The organism is Deinococcus misasensis DSM 22328 (assembly GCF_000745915.1).
GTDB lineage: Bacteria > Deinococcota > Deinococci > Deinococcales > Deinococcaceae > Deinococcus_C > Deinococcus_C misasensis.
Genome location: NZ_JQKG01000002.1, coordinates 289,554 through 303,623, shown reverse-complemented (window position 1 = coordinate 303,623; position 14,070 = coordinate 289,554). Strand labels below are relative to the sequence as shown.

Below are 14,070 nucleotides of genomic sequence, written 5' to 3'. Positions count from 1 at the left end.
CAGTTCCCCCTCTTCGACTGGCTCATCCCTGACAAAACCGGCGAAAACTACATCAAGTGGCTCTACGAAAAGGAATACACCAAACCTCTGGTCTGCCTCCTGGTGTTCTGGCGTTACTTCGGTTACAACATGATCCTGTACATGGCTGGACTGCAAACCATCTCCTCTGACGTCTACGAAGCCGCCGAGGTCGATGGGGCCAGCAAATGGCAGCAGTTCTGGTACATCTCCCTGCCCCTCCTCAAACCCATGGCGTACTTCGCCGTGACCGGAACCATCATCGGGAACCTGAACCTGTTCGATGAAGTGTTCATCCTGTACGCCGGTCCTCCTGCCGGAGGGGAAGACAACAGTGCGCAGACCATCGGGCTTTACCTGTACCGCAATGCGTTCGTGCTGAATGACACCGGCGCGGGTGCTGCGACCGCTTGGGTGCTGTTCCTGATCATTCTGGCCATCACCCTGCTGAACAACCTGATCTTCGGCAAAGCTGCCAGAGCGGAGGCTTAACCCATGAGCGTCACCCTGCAAAAACCCGACAAAGTCCGTTCGTTGTCCCAGCGTTACCTGGGAAGCAAAATTGCCCTGAACGTGGTGCTGTTGCTGCTGGCGATTTTCACGATGTTCCCTTTGTACTTCATGTTCGTGTTCGCCACGTACAGCAAAGAAACCATGTTCCAGCTGCCCGTCCACGTGTGGTTCGGCGCAGACACCCCCCTCAACTTCCAGATCCTCATCGACAAAACCAACTTCTGGCGGGCCTTCTGGAACAGCACCTACCTCTCCCTCATGAGCGTCGCCCTCACCCTCTTCTTCTGCTCTCTGGGGGGTTACGCTTTCGCCATGTACGACTTCAAAGGCAAAAACGGCATGTGGGGCATGCTGATTGCCACCATGATGATCCCCGGCACTTTGGGACTGGTTCCCTTCGTGATCATCATGAACCAGATCGGTTGGGCCGGTGATCCCAAAGCCCTGTACATCCCCGGTGCCGCCAGTGCAGTGGGCATCTTCATGATGCGCCAGTACATCGCCTCCTCGATCCCCAAAGAACTCATGGAAGCCGCCCGAATTGATGGGTGCAGTGAATTCCGGATTTACTGGAATGTGGTGCTGCCCCTCCTCACCCCCATGCTGGCAACTCTGGGCCTGACCACCTTCATTGGCTCCTGGAACAGCTTTTTGGGCGCTCTGGTGCTGCTCAGAGAGAGTGAGACATTCACTTTGCCGTTGATCCTGCGGAGTCTTCAGGGGGTTTCGACGGTGGAGTGGGGTGCGATGATGCTGGGGGCTTCGATCACCACCTTGCCTCTCTTGGTGATGTTCTTCTTCACTTCCCGTCAACTTGTCGCTGGCATCACCGCTGGTGCCGTGAAAGGGTAATGGGGCATTGTAGGGCCAAGCATGCCTTGTCCAATTGCCGAGGGCCGAGGGCCGAGGGCAAAAAAGGCTTTGGCGAATGCATTCAGGGCGAGGCATGCCTCGCCCCTACAGATCCCCTTGACCATCTCTGCCACGCATCACACGATGCTCTCGGCTCTCGGCTCTCGGCTCTCGGCTCTCGGCTCTCGGCTCTCGGCTCTCGGCTCTCGGCTCTCGGCAATAGGGCAAGGCACACCTAGCCCCTACATGGCCCTCAGCAAGACGCAAACCCTTCCTCTTCCTCAAATTCCCCTCCATCTTCTCCCCTGAAAGGAACCCCAAACCATGACCACACCACCCCTCACCCTGCACAATCCGATCCTGAGAGGCTTCAATCCAGACCCGAGCATCCTGCGTGTTGGAGAGGATTACTACATCGCCACCTCCACCTTCGAGTGGTTTCCCGGCGTGCAAATCCACCATTCCCGGGATCTGGTGAACTGGAGGCTGCTCCCACGTCCCCTCACCCGCACTTCCCAGTTGGACATGCTGGGCAACACCGACAGTGGCGGGATCTGGGCACCCTGCCTGACCCATGACGGGCAGCAGTTTCACCTGATTTACACCGACGTGAAGCACTGGAAGCCCGACAGTCCGTTCAAAGACACCCACAATTATCTGGTGACCGCTCCCACCATTGAAGGTCCATGGAGCGAGCCCATTTACCTGAACAGCAGCGGTTTTGACCCGAGCCTCTTTCACGACGATGACGGCAGAAAATGGCTGGTCAACATGCGCTGGGACCACCGGGACAACAAGAACCGATTCTCGGGCATTGTGCTTCAGGAGTACAGCCCAGAGCAGCAAAAGCTGATCGGGAAGCCACAGGTGATCTTTTATGGCACCGACCTGAAAGTCACCGAAGGCCCACACATCTACAAAAAAGACGGCTGGTACTACCTCCTGACCGCAGAGGGGGGCACCATGTACGAGCATGCCGTGACCCTCGCACGCTCCAGAGACCTCAACGGTCCATACGAAGTTCACCCTGAAAACCCCTTCCTGACCGCTTATGGACGCACCGAACTGCTGGTGCAGAAAGCCGGACACGGTTCTCTGGTGGACACCCCCGACGGACAGTGGTACCTCGCCCATCTGGGAGGTCGGCCTCTGGAAGGCCCCGAGGCCCCAGCCCGCTACTGCAACCTTGGACGGGAAACCTCCTTGCAGAAAGTGGAATGGAAAGAGGGTGAATGGCCCTACGTGGTGGGTGGCAATTACCCACAAGCCACCGTGCAGGTGAACCTCCCAGCCCACCCTTGGCCAGAGGAGCAGGTACAGGATGATTTTGATGGGGAAACTCTGGGCATCCACTGGCAGTCTCTGCGCGTTCCAGTGCAGGAAAACTGGGCCAGTTTGCAGGCCAGACCCGGACACCTGCGCCTGACCGGACAGGAAAGCATGGTCTCGGTGCACCGTCAGAGCCTTTTGGGTCGCCGTTTGCAGGCTTTCAATGCCACAGCCCGCACCAGTGTGGAATTCGATCCAGAGAACTTCCAGCAGATGGCCGGACTGTCTGGCTACTACAACACCAACAACTGGGTGTTCTTGCAGGTGACCTTTGACGAAGACCTCGGGCGCGTCCTGAAGCTCAGCCAGTGCGACAATGGCCGTTACAGTGAAATCCCAGTGTGCATCCCCCTGAGCAGCGCAAAAGTCCATCTGGGCCTGACTTTCGAGCATGAGCGCTTCTGGTTTGAGTACAGTCTGGACGGCTCAGATTGGCAAAAAATCGAGCACGACTTCCAGAGCTTCAAACTCTCCGATGAATACTGCGGAGGGCTGTGCTTCACTGGCACCTTCATTGCCCTGTCCTGCCACGACATGAGCGGTCAGCGTGCTGTTGCAGACTTTGATTTTTTCAGTTATCAGGAGTTCCCTGAAACTGGGATTCAGGGAGAAACGGCTCTGGAGGCCACGGTTTCTTGAGTGGACAGGAGACAGTGGGCAGGAAGAGGTTTCCCCTCAAAAGTCTGCTGTGAACTTCAAAATCGATGATCAAGAGGGCTGCTCTGGCAGCCTTTTTTTTGGTTTGAAGTGGTTTTGAGGGTTCAAAGATGCATCTTCGGGTGCATGGCCTCACGTTGTTTTTCGTTCTGCGAGCAAGCTTTCTATGCCATCCAGAATCCGTTCCAGACCAAACTGCAGGTGATGCTCGGGGTTGAATGGTGCGTTGTGGATTTCTCCCGCAGCTTGACCCACCCGAGAAGCCACTGGAAAGCGCCGACTGTCCATCACGCGTTCCAGCAGGGGAGCCTGCATCGTCCACCATTCCAGATCGGTGAGGCCACTGTCTTGAATGGCCCGGGTCTGTCTCAGAGACAGTCTGGCACTGCCTTCTGTGTGGGTCAGCAGAAGCTGCAACGAGGTGTCCATTTCCAGATCCGTCAGGCCGATGCCGTCCAGAGGCCGGAGTTCGGTTTCGTATTTGAGGGTGGCATGGGGTCCAAGCACGGGTCGCTGTCCTGAGAGGTCCAGCATCCATGGGTGCTGTTTGAACAGTTCCCAGTTCTGGAAGGCAATGAAGGTCAGGCCTGCCCGCCAACCACCGGGTTGCTGGGTGGCTTCCTCTGGACTGCTGTACAGACCTGCATAAACGGTGTCCACCATCAGTTCGATCAGGACGGTTTTGCTTGGAACGTGGGTGTAGAGGGACATCGTGCCGACTTGCAGCTGTTCGGCGACCTTGCGCATGGACAGGGAAGACAGGCCTTCGGTGTCGGCCAGAGAGAGTGCAGCCTGCACGATGGTTTTCAGGCTGAGCCCGGAGCGTCCTGACCGGTTGTGGGTGCCCCACAGCAAGGTGAGGGTGTGGGCTGGATCGAAACGTTCGGCCATGCGTTGACTTTAGCACATTTCTGTCGTACAGTGTACGGTACTGTGTACGATCACAGGGGTGCACCATGCCCTCAGGAGGTTTCATGAACGTGACCCGCTCTGCCCTGTCCCTGAACGTCCCGGATCCCCAGCAGTCTGCCCAATTTGTCGAACAGCACTTCGGATTCCAGCAGGAAATGGCTTTTGAGTCCATGGTTTCCCTTCAGCGTCCAGATGTTCCTTTCAACCTGATCTACCTGCAAACTGGGCTGTCCACCTTCAAGCCCACAAGCCACGCCGGAAGTGCCAGAGAAGGTTTGCTGGTGGTGTTCGTCGTGGACAACATCGATCAGGAATACCAGAGGCTGCAACAGGAAGGTGCCCCCATCGTCACACCCATCGAAACGGAAAGCTGGGGTGAGCGGTATTTTCAGACCTGTGACCCCAACGGCATCCTGTACCAGTTGGTGCAATGGATGGAAGACCCCATTCAGGAGGTCCACCCATGAACCATCCTTTCATTGAAATTCAGGGGGCCAGAGAGCACAACCTCAAAAACATCTCCTTGCAGATCCCCAGAGGCAAAATCACGGTGTTCACCGGGGTTTCGGGGTCAGGGAAATCCTCTCTGGTGTTTGACACCATCGCTGCCGAAGCCCAGCGTCAACTCAACGAAACCTTTACAGCTTTTGTGCAGGGGTTCTTGCCCCACTACGGACAGCCCGATGTGGACCGCATCGAGCACCTCGGGGCACCCATCATCATTGATCAAAAACGGGTGGGCGGAGGGTCCCGCTCCACGGTTGGCACCTACACGGACATTGCTGCGGTGTTGCGACTGCTTTTTTCTCGGGCTGGCGTTCCCCATGTGGGTGCGGCTTTTCAGTTCTCCTTCAACACCCCTCAGGGCATGTGTCCAGAGTGTGAGGGCATCGGACAGACGGTGCAACTGGACCTCGACCGCTTTCTGGACCCCAGCAAATCCCTGAATGACGGTGCAATTCTGCACCCCGAGTTCAAACCCGGCAAGTGGATGTGGAAGATGTACTCCCTCTCGAACTTCTTTGACAACGACAAGCCCTTGCAGGATTATTCGCCAGAGGAAATGCACACCCTGCTGCATGGCACCGAAGGCAAAGTCTCTTTCGGAGAAATGAGCAGCCAGTACGAAGGTCTGGTGGTGCGCTTCACCCGCATGTGGATCAAAAAAGACAGTGGGGCAATGTCGGACCGCAACCGCAAGGTCTTTGAGGCCTTCACCACCTCTCAGGTGTGCCCCCTGTGTCATGGGGCAAGGCTCAATCAGGAAAGCCTGCAATCCCGCATCGGAGGCAAAAACATCGCTGAACTCTCGGATCTGGAGGTGCGCGACCTGATCCAGTTCCTGCAAGACCTCCCCGACCACCAGACCCGACGGGTGGCCGATGCCCTGATCGAAAGGCTCGGGCACATGGTGGACATTGGCCTCGGATACCTCAGCCTGAGCAGGCCCACCCTGACCCTCTCGGGCGGAGAATCCCAGAGGCTGAAAATGATCCGGCACCTTGGGAACAGCCTGACCGGCATGCTGTACATTCTCGATGAACCCAGCGTGGGTCTGCATGCCAGAGATGTCGGAAGACTGAACGGCCTGCTGCAAAAACTCAGGGACAAAGGCAACACGGTTCTGGTGGTTGAACACGACCCGGATGTGATCGCCATTGCCGATTTTGTGGTGGACATGGGTCCCAGAGCCGGAACCCACGGCGGAGAAATCGTCTTTCAGGGCACCCATGCAGACTTGCTGGACGCCGACACCCTCACCGGACGGTTTTTGAAGCACCACCTCCCCATCAAAACGCAGGTGCGGACCCCCTCGGGTTGGCTGAAGGTGCATGGGGCCAATCTGCACAACCTCAAAAATGTTTCGGTGGATGTGCCCACGGGTGTCTTGACGGTGGTGAGCGGGGTGGCCGGCTCTGGGAAAAGCACCCTGATCCACGGAGCATTCGTGCAGCAACACCCGGATGCTGTGGTGATCGACCAGTCCAGGGTGGGCGCGAACAGCCGATCTGCCCCGGCCACCTACACCGGCATCATGGACGAGATCCGCAAAGTTTTTGCCAGAGCCAGCGATGTGAACCCCTCGCTGTTCAGTTTCAATTCGGAAGGAAGCTGCCCCAACTGCAACGGTCTGGGTGTGGTGTACACCGATCTGGCCTTCATGGAAGGCTTCACCTCCCCCTGCGAGGTGTGCGAAGGCAAAAGGTACCGACCAGAGGTTCTGGTGCACACCCTGCGCGGCAAAAACATCAGCGACGTGCTGGACCTGACCGTGGAAGAAGCGCTGGACTTTTTCACAGAGAAGAAAATCAAAGCAGTGCTGCAAGCCATGTTTGATGTGGGTCTGTCCTACCTGAAACTGGGTCAGCCTCTGTCCACCCTCTCTGGAGGAGAAGGGCAACGGCTCAAACTGGCCACCGAATTGCACAAGCAGGGCAGCATTTACGTGATGGACGAACCCACCACCGGACTGCACCTCTCAGACATCGCCTTGCTGATGCGCATCATCGACCGTCTGGTGGACAGCGGAAACACCGTGGTCCTGATCGAGCACCATCTGGACGTGATCCGTCAGGCCGACTGGGTGATTGACCTCGGGCCAGAGAGTGGCCATGCTGGTGGCGAAATCCTGTACAGCGGTCCACCCGTTTTTCTGAAAGAAGAATCCCGTTCCATCACAGGCAAACACCTCTGATCAGGTCGCTTTGCGGTTGACGCCTCTCTTGTGCCCTCTGCCTCAAAGGATGAGAGGCTTCAACTGCAATGCGTGTCTCTCTCGCTGTTGTTCTTCCATCTGCATGGGCTCTGGACCCTGCCCTGCATGGTTTGGCGGAAAATTTGAGTTTGCTGTTTGTGTTATATTTCTGGGATGTCTGTCTTCAACATCCTGCTGGCAATGGTGGCTTTTTCAAGCATGGCATTTGCAAAAGACCTGTATGTACCAGAAAAGGGGATTCCTTCTCCGGTGCGCGATTCCGATTGTGATTTTTCGCCTGCATGCATCCCTGCAGAACCCGTGGGGAACAAATTGTATTTCATTCCCAATGACCCTGAAGGCAGAACCATGTACATGTATGATGCTGAGAAAAACACCCTCGAAAAAACATTTGTCTTTGAACATCACGCCTGTGATTTTAAATTTATCAATGACCATCAATTTTATGTCAGAGAATGGAAATTTGGCTTTTATGACCTGAAGCAATTGGGTCAACCGATCAATAAAGAAATTGCCACTGGAACCAACGATGAGTGCCGTGATGAGATGCTGGCTTACAGTTCAGAAGCCAACAAAATATTCTATACAGATGGCAAGACCAACATTTTGTACACAGAAGTGGGAATCAACAATCCTGTGCTTTTGATTTCAGGCAAGGATGGCTTCAACGATTATCTGGACACAGACGGTACAAACATCTACTACAGAGACATCAGGTCGAACCTTGTTTCAGTGAATCTGGCAAAAAGCACTTCCAAGGTTGTGGCTGAAAATGTCAGCAACTTGCGGGCAACGCTCGTGAACCCGGCAGCCAATGCATTGTACTTCGCATACAGTGAGCTCAAAAAATGCTACTTGGGCAAGTACGACATCAAATCAGGTAAACTGAGCCGTCTGACTCTGGATTTCTGTTTGTATTCCCTCAAACTGACCCCCAAAAATGAAATCGTGGCAACGGGTTACTCTGGAGAGTTCATGATCCTGGACCAGCAAGGCAAAGTTTTGCAGAAAACAAAAGAAGCCCGGGCCATTTCCTCCATTGATTTTCTGGCAGATGGCAAAATGTACCTCGTTCTTGCAGATGGAAGTTTGCGTGTTTACCGCCGCCAGCAATGAATGGAGGGCAAATTTGATGGTGTCTGGACCTGTTGTTGTGATACAGCCAGCATCTCAAGCCATCGACTGAAAAACGCCTGTGAAGTGTAGCATTGGAAGAAAAAACACTTGAAGCACCCGCAGACGATGAAGCTTGCATCCAACCGTTCTGTTTTGTGCATTCTGCCTGCTAAACTGTTTTCATGGCCTTTCCTCCCTGGTGACCTCCAGAGCCTCTGAAATCGGGCTGTCACACAGGTTTGTCTCCTCCAGAGGGGTTTAATCCTCAACTGGACCGGAACAACCCTTAAGCCTGATTGTGCCCCCTTGGGGCCTGAAAAGAGGAAAACATGACCCCTACAGATTTGCATTTTGAAACCCTGCACACTTCGCAACTCTCCAGCGATTTTCTTTTGCAGTTGCGTGATTTTCTGTCTCTGGTCTACGAAGAAGACTTCGCAGATGAGGACTGGGACCATGCGTTGGGTGGCGTCCACATTCTGGTGCGCCATGAAAACCAACTGGTCGGGCATGCTGCGGTGGTGCAGCGCCAGCTTTACATCTCAGAAAAAGCTTTCCGGGTCGGGTATCTGGAGGCCATGGCCGTGCATCCACAGTTTCAGCGTCAGGGCATCGGACGACAGATGATGGCACAGGTGAACCACCTCATCCAGAGGGCTTACGATTTTGGCGCTCTGGGGGCCAGCGACGAAGGTTTTGGTTTGTACCTGCAAACCGGGTGGCAGGTCTGGCCCGGAGAGCTGGGGGTGCTGTCTTTTCAGGGAATTGAACGCACCCCCGAAGAAGAAGGCGGGGTGATGGTTTATCCAGCTTTTCCAGAGGACCCATCCCACATGCTGATTTGCGATTTTCGCTCTGGTGACGTGTGGTGAACTGAACACAAACTCCCCCTCGGTTGCCGCCAGAGGGGGAGTGTTTCAGGGAATGGAGGGAGGGTGAAAGGTCAGTAGGTCACGGCTTCCAGTTTGCCGATGGACACCCCGCTGGTGTTGGCGGTGAGGGTGAGGGTCTTGCTGCCTGAAGTCACGTTGGCAAAGTCCACCTGAATGGTTTGACCTGCGCCAATCGAGAGGGGCACACCCACACCGTTGAAATTGATGGTGAATCCAAAGCTGGGCGCGGTGCTGTTGGAGGTGATCAGGAAGCGCACGTTGCCGTTGGCGCCCATGGTCAGGTTGAAGGTCTGGTTGCTTCCGGTGGCGATGGCACCCACATTGGTGCTGATCACGCCGGGGATGGCTCCGGTGTTGTTGGGTACGCCGGTGGTCACAGACAGCTCTGGGCTGAAGGCGGAAATGTTGTTTTTGTTGTCGATGGCCCGCACTTTCAGTTTGTACAGGGTGTTGTCGGTCAGTCCGGTGATGCTGGCGCTGTTGGTGGTGGGACTGGCTTTCAGCACCCCATCCACGTACACCTCGTACTTGAGGATGCCGCAATCGTCCTGACTGGCGGTCCAGCCCAGGTCAATGCTGGTGCGGGATTTGGTGGGTGAAGTCAGGCTGGCAGGCACGCTGGGAGCGGTGGTGTCGTTCAGGCAGGGGTCCACAGGCTGGGACAGGTTCTGCCCCGAGAGGGTCCCAATGTTCACCCCGTCCATCCGTGCGGTGATCACGATGTCTTTCAGTCCGACTGTCACGTTGGGGAAGTCCACGATCAGGGTTTGACCGGCATCCACAGCCAGATCGTAACTGGCGTTGTTGAATTTCACGTTGATCAGTCGGCTGTTCAGGGTGGCAGCGCTCTGGATGCTCAGGCGGTAGGTGCCTGCGCTGGACACGTTGACCGGGAAGGTTTTGCTGGTGCCGTTGGCAATGGCTCCACCGCTGTTGGTCACGGTGCCGGGCAGCAGAGGAATCAGGATTTCTTTGGTCTTGAAGGTTGCTTCTGCATTGAAACCCGAGCGGTTGTCCGAGGTGTCCACAGCACGCACTTTGAAGGTGTAACTGGTGTTGGCGGTCAAACCCGAGATGCTGGCGGTGTTGACGTTGCCTGCCACTGTGGCTTTCAGGGTACCGTTCATGTAAATTTCGTAGGCTTTCATGCCACAGTTGTCGGTGCTGACCGGCCATGAAAGGTTGATGCTGGTTTCACCCTGACTGGGAGAGGTGAGCACGCCGGGCACCGAAGGCAGGGTGGTGTCGGTGTCGCAGGGGCTCGGGGCGTTGGTGGTCACGGCCACTTCGGTGTTGAAGGCAGAGGGGTTGCTGCTGGCATCCACGGCACGCACTTTGAAGCGGTAGGTGGTGCTGGGGGTCAGTCCAGAGATGGTGGTGCTGGCGGTGGGTGCATTCACGCTGGCTTTCAGGGCACCATCCATGTACACCTCGTACTTGGCGAGGCTGCAGTTGTCGGTGCTGACCGGCCACGACAGGGTCACGGCTTTGCCGGTTTTCTCAATCGGGGTGATGAAGGCTCCGGGAATGCTGGGGGCCACCTTGTCGGTCATGCAGGGGTCGGCCCCTTTGCTGGAGACCACTTTCCTGGGGGGAACCGTCAGGGTGAATCCATCGCTGAAAGACACGTTCAGGTTGGTGCTGCCGGGGTTGAACACCGCATAGGTGCGGGTGTTGCCTTTCTTGAACACGCTGTAGTTGGGCACGTTGGCCGTGACGGTGGTGTCCACCTGACCCATCGCATTCAGGCTGTGGATGAACTGGTAGGTGCGGGCTTTGCTGTCTCCCTCCTCGGGGGTGTAGCCACCTGCGCCGAATTTGCTGACTGCACCTGCAGCATCGTACATGGCGTAGACCGACCAGAAAATGTCTTTCCATGCGTTGGGTTCACGGCCCAGAAAATCATAGTTGGTTTTCAGGTAGGCGGGGTTGCGACCCAGATAGGTGCTGCCTGCGGTGATTGGCAGGAAATTGATGCCGTGGATCATTTCTTTCTCTGGAGAGAACCACGTCGAGTAGGCTCCACCATCGCCCCACACCATCCCCACAGCGGGTTTCTGGAATTCGGTGGGGAAGACCTGACCGCTCTGGTTGAACCAGTATTGCTCGATGGCTGCGGTTTCGTTGGTGTACAGGAAGATCCCGAGGTCCCGAATGGCACTGTTTCCGGTCACCGATCCCCAGTTGATCAGGGCCGTCGAGAAGTTCATGTCTTCGCTGGAAGATTCCTGATTGTTTCCGGCAGCAAATCCAGAGTGCCCTGAAGCCCACGAGTGCCCCGCATAAGCATCAAAGTTGCGGATGCGTGGGAACTGGGAAATGTTGCTGGTCCAGTTGGCGGTGTCCATGATCAGGTCGTTGATGCTCTCCCCCCAGGTTTTGCCTCCGGGGGTGGTGCCACCCACCCAGTTGGGGCGGTAAGTGGCCAGCAGTGCAGCGGCTTTGATGAAGTAACCGTAGTGGAAGTGGTGGTCGTTCAGTTCCTCTTCGCTGCCGTAACCCTGTGGATACCCGATGATGGTTCCCCAGGTGGGGTTGTAATAGAAGAAGTTGCTGCCTTTGCCGTCCAGCCAGTCTTCCAGCACCCTCTGGATGGAATCCAGAAAGGCACTCTGGGCGGTGGTGTTGCCCACCTGCTCGGCCAGAGGGACCAGTTCGGCCAGTTTGCCCAGCCCTTTGCCAGTCCAGTAGGAATCTCCGGTGGGGTTCAGGGTGGCAGGGGTGTTCACTTCATTGATGAAGCCAGCGAGCACCGTCTTGTCAAGGGTGTTGGCGGTACCGTTGTCGGGGAAGTAAGGCAACACACCCTGAAACTTCTGGGTGGTGGTGAAACTGTTGCTGCCTTTGACCACTTTCATTTCCCCTCTGGGAGAAACGTAAGTGTATGGGGTGTTGACGCTTGCCGAGTTCATCCACTGGTGGCGGTAAAGGGCCTGCACGGTTCCGGTGGTGGTGCCTTCCTTGGCGGTGGTGGTCACATTGAAGGTGGTGGTCAGGGTGGCGGTGGCTGCGTTGTAGTTCCAGCTCACGGTGCTGCCGGTCACGAAGTTGTAGGCGTATTTTTTGTATTCGCTCAGGGTGGCGACGGTGTTGTCTGGAAGCACGGCCACCGAGTAGTAGTCTTTGCCAGAGAGGCTGGATGTGGCGATGGTCCCATTCACCGACCAGTTGGCTCCAGTGGGGGCAAAAATGCCGTAGTGCTTGCCGTTCACCGTGACCCCGAGGACGTTCCCCTGATCGGACCACACGGTGGGGGTGGCAATGAAAGTGATTTGGGCATCCCCTCCGGTTTTGGTGGCATACACGAAAGGCAAACCGTGACCGAAGGTGGCTTTCAGGCTGTTGCTGCCGTTGCTCCAGAGCGCTGTGGTGGTCCAGTCTCCCCAGTCGTCGGTTTTGGTGTCTGGAGAACTCAGGCCCACCACCCCGAGGGTCAGGTCCGGGGTGTAGGGGTACTCGTACTTCTCAAGGCCGGGTGCACCCACAATTTTCATGGTGGTGGGGTAGCTGATTTCCAGTCCGCCGCTCTTGGCTTTCATGGCCAGAGGGTGGGCGAACATGTTTTCCGAGTAGGCGTTGCCGTTGTTGCGCTTGAAGATGATCGAAGACCAGAATTTGTTGGTCGGGGGTTTGCCTTTGGCCGCAGCGTTGCTGGTCCATGCCGGGGTGAGCACTGCGCCTGCACTGTTGGTGGGTCCGCCTTTGGCTCCGGGAGGTGGGGTGGCCCCGAGGTCCAGTTGGCGGTAGCCGTGGTCTGCAGCAGGCTGGGGTGCACTGAAATTGCCACAGCTGGCAAGCAAAAGCGTGAGGCCGAGAAGCAGGTTGGAACGTCCTTTTGACATAAAACCTCCTGTCCAGCAGGGTTGCTGAACATCAAACTCTGGTGTGAAAGCAGGTTTTGCAGCACCGGGCGACATCCGGTGGGCAAGTTGGGGGTCAGATCAAAACAAAAACAAGAACTTCATCTGTGGTGGTAACGGGTGGATTCGCGCACACTCAGGCGCACTTGCAAGGGGTGCATCGGGTCATGCTGGTCCCTGAGCTGGTTCAGCATGCAGTGGGCGGCTTTTTCGCCCATCTCGAAAAGGGGTTGGTGCACGGTGGTCAGTGGGGGCAGGAAAAAACGGGAAGCAGGCAAATCGTCGTAGCCCACCAGAGAGACATCCTCTGGGACACGGATTCCACGCCGGTACAGGGCCAGTCTGGCCCCGTAGGCCATCTGGTCGTTGGCTGCGAAAATCGCACTGAAATGGATGCCAGAGGACACCCAGCGTTCAATGGCCAGAATGCCTGAACTTTCGGTGAATTCCCCTTCGTAGACCAGCTCGGGGTCAAAGGGGATGCGGGCTTCAGAGAGGGCCATGCGGTAGCCTGCGAAGCGCTGCACAACATCGGTGTGGGTCAGGATCCCGGCGATGTGCCCGATGCGCTGGTGTCCGAGGTCCAGCAGGTGTCGGGTGGCCAGGTAAGCCCCTTCAAGGTCATCGATGTGCAGGCAGTGTTCTTCAAGGCCGCTGATGTGGCGGCCCACCATCATGATGGGGAAACGCGCGTTTAGGGCGTGCAATTGTGTTTCCGGTAATCTTCCTCCCAGAATGATGATTCCGTCCATCTGACGGCGAATGAGGGCGGATATGGCGGCGGTTTCATCCTGAACTTCCCAGTGGCCATTCACAAAGATCGGCTGGTAACCAGAGCCTGAGAATCCTGCTTCAATGCCCCGTGCCACTTCGCTGTAGAACGGTGAGGCGATGTCCTGGGTCAGCACCCCCACGGTCATGGAAGTGCCCCGCACCAGATTCTGTGCACTGGCATTGGGCTGGTAACCCAGTTGTTCGATGACGGAAAGCACCTTCTGGCGTTTTTCTTCACGGACCAGAGGGGCGTGGTTCAGGATGCGGGAAACCGTGCTGATCGAGACACCGGCCTCTCGGGCGATGTCTTTGATGGTGACATTTCGGGTCATGAACGTCCTCTCCTGGCGTGGTGCAGGCGGCCAGCAGAATGGGGGTTGAGGATGAAACACAATGTAACTGAACTTGAAAACGCTGTCAATAGCTTTAC

Annotated in this window: 10 protein-coding genes; 7 read left to right on the top strand and 3 right to left on the bottom strand. The window is 56.4% G+C overall.

Annotated elements, in window-relative coordinates; all coding sequences use genetic code 11:
* From Q371_RS03180 to Q371_RS03170, 3 genes are all read left to right on the top strand, one after another.
* Positions 1-510 (top strand): carbohydrate ABC transporter permease (locus Q371_RS03180; RefSeq protein ID WP_157442483.1); only part of this gene is annotated, 510 nt, incomplete at its 5' end.
* Between the two features lie 3 nt (positions 511-513).
* A complete protein-coding gene (locus Q371_RS03175; RefSeq protein ID WP_034335833.1) occupies positions 514-1,383 on the top strand; it encodes a carbohydrate ABC transporter permease in 870 nt (289 codons plus the stop codon).
* Between the two features lie 324 nt (positions 1,384-1,707).
* Positions 1,708-3,351, top strand: coding sequence for a glycoside hydrolase family 43 protein (locus Q371_RS03170; protein WP_034335831.1), 1,644 nt, complete (start codon positions 1,708-1,710; stop codon positions 3,349-3,351).
* A gap of 150 nt (positions 3,352-3,501) precedes the next feature.
* On the opposite strand, the gene Q371_RS03165 is transcribed toward Q371_RS03170, so the two are convergent.
* Complete coding sequence (locus Q371_RS03165) at positions 3,502-4,260, bottom strand: TetR/AcrR family transcriptional regulator (RefSeq protein ID WP_034335828.1); 759 nt, start codon at positions 4,258-4,260, stop codon at positions 3,502-3,504.
* An 83-nt stretch (positions 4,261-4,343) separates the two neighbouring features.
* Here Q371_RS03165 and Q371_RS03160 point away from each other — a divergent pair, with 83 nt between their 5' ends.
* The 4 genes from Q371_RS03160 to Q371_RS03145 all read left to right on the top strand — a co-directional run bounded on the left by Q371_RS03160 (position 4,344) and on the right by Q371_RS03145 (position 8,985).
* On the top strand, positions 4,344-4,748 hold the full coding sequence (locus Q371_RS03160; RefSeq protein WP_034335825.1) for a VOC family protein: 405 nt from the start codon (positions 4,344-4,346) through the stop codon (positions 4,746-4,748).
* Positions 4,745-6,976, top strand: a complete 2,232-nt coding sequence (locus Q371_RS03155) for an ATP-binding cassette domain-containing protein (RefSeq protein ID WP_034335824.1) — start codon at positions 4,745-4,747, stop codon at positions 6,974-6,976. The genes Q371_RS03160 and Q371_RS03155 overlap by 4 nt, the downstream gene beginning before the upstream one ends.
* A 201-nt stretch (positions 6,977-7,177) precedes the next feature.
* Positions 7,178-8,113 carry a hypothetical protein gene (locus tag Q371_RS03150; protein ID WP_157442481.1) on the top strand — a complete coding sequence of 312 codons (936 nt, stop codon included), beginning with the start codon at positions 7,178-7,180 and terminating at the stop codon, positions 8,111-8,113.
* A gap of 329 nt (positions 8,114-8,442) precedes the next feature.
* Positions 8,443-8,985 (top strand): GNAT family N-acetyltransferase, encoded by a 543-nt coding sequence (locus tag Q371_RS03145; protein WP_051963135.1) that lies wholly within the window; start codon positions 8,443-8,445, stop codon positions 8,983-8,985.
* Between the two features lie 71 nt (positions 8,986-9,056).
* On the opposite strand, the gene Q371_RS25205 is transcribed toward Q371_RS03145, so the two are convergent.
* Positions 9,057-12,848, bottom strand: a complete 3,792-nt coding sequence (locus Q371_RS25205) for a glycosyl hydrolase (protein ID WP_051963134.1) — start codon at positions 12,846-12,848, stop codon at positions 9,057-9,059.
* A gap of 119 nt (positions 12,849-12,967) precedes the next feature.
* Positions 12,968-13,972 (bottom strand): LacI family DNA-binding transcriptional regulator, encoded by a 1,005-nt coding sequence (locus Q371_RS03135; protein ID WP_034335817.1) that lies wholly within the window; start codon positions 13,970-13,972, stop codon positions 12,968-12,970.
* Positions 13,973-14,070 lie beyond the last annotated feature (98 nt).

Excerpts from the sequence above, each read along its gene's own strand:
- Q371_RS03175 (WP_034335833.1), top strand. The coding sequence starts at position 514 with ATGAGCGTCACCCTGCAAAAACCCGACAAAGTCCGTTCGTTGTCCCAG.
- Q371_RS03150 (WP_157442481.1), top strand. The coding sequence starts at position 7,178 with ATGGTGGCTTTTTCAAGCATGGCATTTGCAAAAGACCTGTATGTACCA.
- Q371_RS03145 (WP_051963135.1), top strand. The coding sequence starts at position 8,443 with ATGACCCCTACAGATTTGCATTTTGAAACCCTGCACACTTCGCAACTC.
- Q371_RS03165 (WP_034335828.1), bottom strand. The coding sequence starts at position 4,260 with ATGGCCGAACGTTTCGATCCAGCCCACACCCTCACCTTGCTGTGGGGC.
- Q371_RS03160 (WP_034335825.1), top strand. The coding sequence starts at position 4,344 with ATGAACGTGACCCGCTCTGCCCTGTCCCTGAACGTCCCGGATCCCCAG.
- Q371_RS03170 (WP_034335831.1), top strand. The coding sequence starts at position 1,708 with ATGACCACACCACCCCTCACCCTGCACAATCCGATCCTGAGAGGCTTC.
- Q371_RS25205 (WP_051963134.1), bottom strand. The coding sequence starts at position 12,848 with ATGTCAAAAGGACGTTCCAACCTGCTTCTCGGCCTCACGCTTTTGCTT.
- Q371_RS03135 (WP_034335817.1), bottom strand. The coding sequence starts at position 13,972 with ATGACCCGAAATGTCACCATCAAAGACATCGCCCGAGAGGCCGGTGTC.
- Q371_RS03155 (WP_034335824.1), top strand. The coding sequence starts at position 4,745 with ATGAACCATCCTTTCATTGAAATTCAGGGGGCCAGAGAGCACAACCTC.